General features: G+C 74.6%; 1 protein-coding gene. It reads left to right on the forward strand.

Features of this window, described 5'->3' with window-relative positions:
• Positions 1-36: 36 nt before the first annotated feature.
• A partial coding sequence (locus tag N801_RS19360) for a cytochrome c oxidase assembly protein (protein WP_245618526.1) occupies positions 37-323 on the forward strand: 287 nt, incomplete at its 3' end.

Genomic DNA, 323 nt, shown 5'->3' on the forward strand with positions numbered 1-323 from the left:
GGGCTCGGGGCGGTCCTCAGCAGGACCCCCCCGCCGGTGCCCGACTCCGAGCTCGCGCCCAGCGCGGTCCTGTCGATCACCGGGTTCCCCGACCCCGGGCCCATGGCGGCGGTGGACTGGCTCACCGCCTGGCGGCCGAGCTGGCTGATGATCGCCATCGCCCTCGTGGCGACCGGTCTGTATGCCGCGGGCGCGCGCCGTCTCCGTCGTCGTGGTGACGCGTGGCCGGCCCACCGGACGGTGCTCTGGACGTTGGGCTGGCTCGCGTTCGTCTGGGCGACGAGCGGAGCTCCCGACATCTGGGGCCGGGTCCAGTTCTCGGT

It is taken from the genome of Knoellia aerolata DSM 18566 (genome assembly GCF_000768695.1).
GTDB lineage: Bacteria > Actinomycetota > Actinomycetes > Actinomycetales > Dermatophilaceae > Knoellia > Knoellia aerolata.